Source organism: Microcystis sp. M53603_WE2 (assembly GCF_030065435.1).
The window spans coordinates 1-5379 of the sequence record NZ_JASJFF010001274.1 but is presented as its reverse complement, the minus strand read 5'-3'; the positions used below and the strand labels follow the sequence as shown (position 1 = coordinate 5379).

At 46.3% G+C, this 5379-nt stretch carries 3 protein-coding genes; all 3 read left to right on the top strand.

Annotation, left to right across the window (positions count from 1 at the left end):
• Positions 1–73: 73 nt before the first annotated feature.
• The 3 genes from PX481_RS26675 (at position 74) to PX481_RS26665 (ending at position 5231) form a co-directional block, all read left to right on the top strand.
• Complete coding sequence (locus PX481_RS26675; RefSeq protein ID WP_196219802.1) at positions 74–235, top strand: hypothetical protein; 162 nt, start codon at positions 74–76, stop codon at positions 233–235.
• A 413-nt stretch (positions 236–648) separates the two neighbouring features.
• The gene (gene nifJ, locus PX481_RS26670; protein WP_288096946.1) at positions 649–4203 is read left to right on the top strand and encodes a pyruvate:ferredoxin (flavodoxin) oxidoreductase; all 3555 of its coding nucleotides are present in this window, start codon (positions 649–651) and stop codon (positions 4201–4203) included.
• A gap of 2 nt (positions 4204–4205) precedes the next feature.
• Positions 4206–5231 carry a dihydroorotate dehydrogenase-like protein gene (locus PX481_RS26665; RefSeq protein ID WP_079209080.1) on the top strand — a complete coding sequence of 342 codons (1026 nt, stop codon included), beginning with the start codon at positions 4206–4208 and terminating at the stop codon, positions 5229–5231.
• The last annotated feature ends 148 nt before the right edge of the window (positions 5232–5379 follow it).

The following is a 5379-nucleotide window of genomic DNA, read 5'->3' as shown; positions in this document are numbered from 1 at the left end:
TAAATCCTTATCTGGCAAAAGATTTAACTGATTAGCTCGCTCTAGATCAAAAACAATTGACAAAAATCGTCCAATGTCTTTCTCTATAAGGGTTCCATCTCTTATAACCCCCGTCCATTACATAACACAAACCGAAGAACCGAGATTATTTCTATTTATTCTTCCGACACCCCACACCCCACACCCCACACCCCACACCCTGCCCCCAGGAAAAACTTTTTGCCGCAAACCCTAATTAATAATTCATAATTCCTTCTCCCTGCTCATAGACAGTCTTAACGAGTAATTTAGATAGTCAACAGCTTATCTTCTGACCTAGCACTTTTTTTTAAAAAGTATCATTAATTTTTATCTCAATTCTGAATATTAATTAATCCCAGGGTCGGTTGCTGGCAAACTCAGCAGCGTATTAAGAAAAAATAACGAATTGCTAGAAAGCCGAGAATCTGGATAATGATCGAGGTGGAGACAGAAAAATTGCTCTACTTAAGCCTGTCTGCCGTAAGCGTCCAATAGTAGATAGGGAGTCAAAAGCGACGCTCAAGAAAATCCTTCGGTTGTCAGGGAAACGAGAGGATATTTAGTGCGAAATTGAGCCGTAAAAAAACTTAAAATCCCGACAAATATCGTAAAAACTAAGGGGAACACATGACCAAAAAAACCTATGCAACCATAGACGGTAACGAAGCTGTTGCACGCGTTGCCTATCGTCTCAGTGAAGTAATCGCTATTTATCCTATCACTCCCTCCTCGCCTATGGGTGAATGGTCCGATAGTTGGGCGGCCGAACGCAGAGCTAATCTCTGGGGAACCATCCCTTCCGTAATCGAAATGCAGAGCGAAGGTGGGGCAGCGGGAACCCTGCACGGAGCGCTACAAACAGGCTCTTTAACTACTACTTTCACTTCCTCGCAGGGATTATTATTAATGCTCCCCAACTTCTACAAAATTGCGGGGGAATTAACCTCTTCAGTGGTTCATGTGGCTGCCCGTGCTTTAGCAGCTCAAGGATTGTCAATTTTTGGGGATCATAGTGATGTCATGTCTGCCAGAAGTACGGGTTGGGCTATGTTAGCGGCTAATTCCGTTCAAGAAGCTCAAGATCTGGCGGCTATTGCCACGGCTACCACCCTAGAAACCAGGATTCCTTTTCTGCACTTTTTTGATGGGTTTCGTACCAGTCATGAGGTGCAAAAAGTCGAATTAATTAGCGATGAAACTCTCAAAGAACTGATCGATGAAGACCTAATTATTGCCCATCGTCAAAGGGCTTTAACTCCCGATCGACCGGTTTTACGAGGCACGGCACAAAATCCCGATGTTTATTTCCAGGCAAGGGAAAGCGTCAATCCTTTCTATTATGCTTGTCCCGATATCACTCAAAAAATTATGGATCGTTTTGCCCAATTAACAGGACGGCAATACCATCTCTATGAATACCACGGTGCGCCCGATGCCGAAAGAGTGATTATGTTAATGGGATCGGGAGGGGAAACCGTCCATGAAACCGTGGATTATCTCAATCAAAATGGGGCTAAAGTTGGGGTCTTAAAAGTTCGTCTTTATCGTCCCTTTGCCGCCGACAAATTACTGGCAGCTTTGCCCACTACAGTGAAAAAAATAGCCGTTTTAGATCGCTGTAAAGAACCCGGTGCCGGGGGCGATCCGCTATATTTAGACGTGGTAAATGCCTTTATGGAAGAGTACGAAGGCAAGCTGCCGAAAATTGTGGGAGGACGCTACGGTTTATCTTCCAAAGAATTTACTCCAGCCATGATTGCCGGTATATTTGATAACTTAAGTCTCGACAAACCGAAAAATCACTTCACTATTGGTATCGTTGACGATCTTACCTTTTCCAGTTTGGAATATGACCGCAGTTTTTCCACTGAACCGGACGAAGTAGTGCGGGCGGTTTTCTACGGTTTAGGTTCCGATGGTACGGTGGGAGCTAACAAAAATTCAATTAAAATTATCGGTGAAGATACTGATAATTATGCCCAGGGTTATTTCGTCTATGATTCCAAAAAATCTGGCTCCGTCACCGTTTCTCACCTACGCTTTGGGCCCCATCCGATTCGCTCTACCTATTTAATCACTGATGCTAACTTTATCGCCTGTCATCAGTGGGAATTTGTCGAACAATTTGACCTGCTAGAAACCGCTAAATCGAACTCAATTTTTCTCCTGAATAGTCCCTATCCACCGGAGGAGGTGTTTAGTCACTTACCCCGCCATCTCCAGCAAACTATCATCGATAAAAATCTGCAAGTTTATACGATTAATGCGACTCAAGTAGCCAAAGAAGCGGGGATGGGCAGTCGGATTAATACCGTTATGCAGGTGTGTTTCTTTGCCCTAGCGGGGGTTTTGTCGCGGGAAGATGCGATCGCACAAATCAAAAAAGCCATCCGCAAGACCTACGGCAAGAAAGGCGAAGAAATCGTGCAGATGAACATCAAAGCTGTGGATTCTGCCCTAGAACACCTCTATCAAGTCCCAATTCCCGCCACTGTCACCCCTGAAGCTTTTGAATTAAGACCACCAATTCCCGACACTGCACCCACTTTCGTCCGAGAAGTCCTCGGCAAAATTATCGCCCGTCACGGGGATGAATTGCCCGTTAGCTCCCTTCCCAACGATGGTACTTACCCCACCGCCACTAGCCAATGGGAAAAACGCAATATTGCCCAAGAAATCCCCGTTTGGGATGCGGATGTCTGTGTTCAGTGCGGTAAATGCGTTCTCGTTTGTCCCCACGCCGTTATTCGCTCGAAAGTTTATGATGAGGCCGAATTAGCCACGGCCCCGGAAACCTTTAAAGTCGCAAATGCCAAGGATCACGACTGGAAAGGGCTAAAATTCACCATCCAAGTGGCCGCCGAAGATTGTACCGGTTGCGGTCTCTGTGTTGATGTTTGCCCCGCTAAAAACAAATCGCAACCGCGTCTAAGAGCGATTAATATGGCTCCCCAATTGCCCCTGCGGGAACAGGAACGAGTTAACTGGGATTTCTTCCTTAATTTGCCTAATCCAGACCGATTAAGCCTAAATCTCAATAAAATTAACCATCAGCAAATGCAGGAACCTCTCTTTGAGTTTTCCGGCGCTTGTGCCGGTTGTGGTGAGACTCCCTACGTTAAATTGGTCAGTCAGCTATTTGGCGATCGCATGATAGTGGCTAATGCCACCGGTTGTTCATCTATCTACGGAGGTAATTTACCGACAACACCCTGGGCAGTTAACGCCGAAGGTCGCGGGCCGGCCTGGTCGAATTCCCTCTTTGAAGATAATGCCGAATTTGGCTTAGGATTCCGAGTTTCCATCGATAAACAGGCAGAATTTGCCGCCGAACTCTTAGGAACCCTCGCTAGTGAAATCGGAGAAAGTCTAGCGGCAGATATTCTCAATTGTCACCAAGTCGATGAAGCGGAAATTTACGAACAACGGCAACGGGTAGAGGCCCTAAAATCCCGTTTAGGGCAATTAACCCCGACCACGCAGGTGAAAATGTTGTTATCCGTGGCCGATTATCTGGTCAAGAAAAGCGTCTGGATTGTCGGGGGTGACGGTTGGGCCTACGACATCGGTTATGGTGGCTTAGATCACGTTTTAGCCAGTGGTCGCAATGTGAATATTTTGGTCATGGATACGGAAGTTTACTCGAATACGGGCGGCCAGGCCTCGAAAGCTACTCCTCGGGCCGCCGTAGCTAAATTTGCTTCTGGTGGCAAACCCAGCCCGAAAAAAGACCTCGGTTTAATGGCCATGACCTACGGTAACGTCTATGTGGCCAGCGTGGCTATGGGGGCAAGAAACGAGCAAACTATCAAAGCTTTCCTAGAAGCGGAAGCTTACAACGGGCCATCGTTAATTATCGCCTATTCTCACTGTATTGCTCACGGGATCAACATGACCACCGCCATGAACCATCAAAAAGAAGTGGTGGAAAGCGGTCGCTGGTTAATGTACCGTTATCATCCCGATTTAGCTAAAGAAGGCAAAAATCCCCTGCAATTGGACAGCCGTGCGCCTAAGCTTACCGTAGCGCAAACTCTCTACTCGGAGAATCGCTTTAAGATGTTGGCCACCAGTAAGCCGGAGGAAGCTAAACGTCTGCTCAAAGAAGCACAAGCAGATGTGGATACGCGCTGGCAAATGTATCAGTATTTAGCAGCAAAAGGTACAGGGAGCAAGGAATAGTTATGAATCTACACACTACCTACATGGGTTTGCAATTGCGATCGCCGCTAGTTATCGGTGCGGCCGCACCCTTGAGCGAGGATATCGACAATATCAAGAGAATGGAAGACTTCGGAGCCGCTGCCGTGGTTTTACACTCCTTTTTCGAGGAGCAGATTAAACACGAAAGACTGGCTCTACACCATCATTTTACCCACGGAGCCGAGAGTTTTGCGGAAGCTTTGACTTATTTTCCCGAACCGGAGGTTTTTCACGTTGGTTCCGACGAATATCTCAACCATATTCGCAAAGCCAAAGAAATGGTCGATATTCCCATTATTGCCAGTCTCAACGGTGAGACCTCTGGGGGATGGTTGGAGTATGCCATTCAAATTCAACAAGCGGGCGCTGATGCTTTGGAGTTGAATGTTTATTATGTTCCCAACGACCTGGAATTAACCGGAAATCACGTCGAACAAAACTATATTGATATCCTCAAAATTGTCAAATCGGAGGTATCAATTCCCGTCTCGATGAAGTTAAGTCCCTACTTTAGCAATACGGCCAATATGGCTAAACAATTAGCGGAAGCGGGGGCCGATGGGTTGGTATTATTTAACCGTTTCTATCAGCCGGATATCGACTTAGACACCTTGGATGTTCACCCCAATATTATCCTCAGTAATCCCCAAGCAATGCGTTTACCCCTGCGCTGGATTGCTATGCTTTACGGTCGTGTACCGACGGATTTTGCCGCTACCAGTGGCATTCATAACGCCATCGACGTGATCAAAATGATGATGGTGGGGGCAAAAGCGACCATGTTAGTTAGTGTTTTATTACGCCACGGTTTGGAGGAAATTACCAAGATCGAACAGGGTTTATTGCATTGGTTGGAAGAAAATGAGTACGAATCGATCGAGCAGTTAATTGGCAGTATGAGTCAAATGAATTGCCCCGATCCCACTGCTTTTGAACGGGTACAGTACATGAAAGCTCTGCAAAGTTACGAACCTGTTTGGAAACGTTTTCAAACCACCAGCAAATAAAAGTGGGAAGCTTTTTTCAGTGATCAGTGATCAGTAATCAGTAATCAGTGAACTGAAAACTTAAGTAGGTAGGCGTTAAAAATTATCAGCCACCCCCCTTATCAAGGGGGATCCCCCCGCCTATCGGCACCCCCCTTATCAAGGGGGG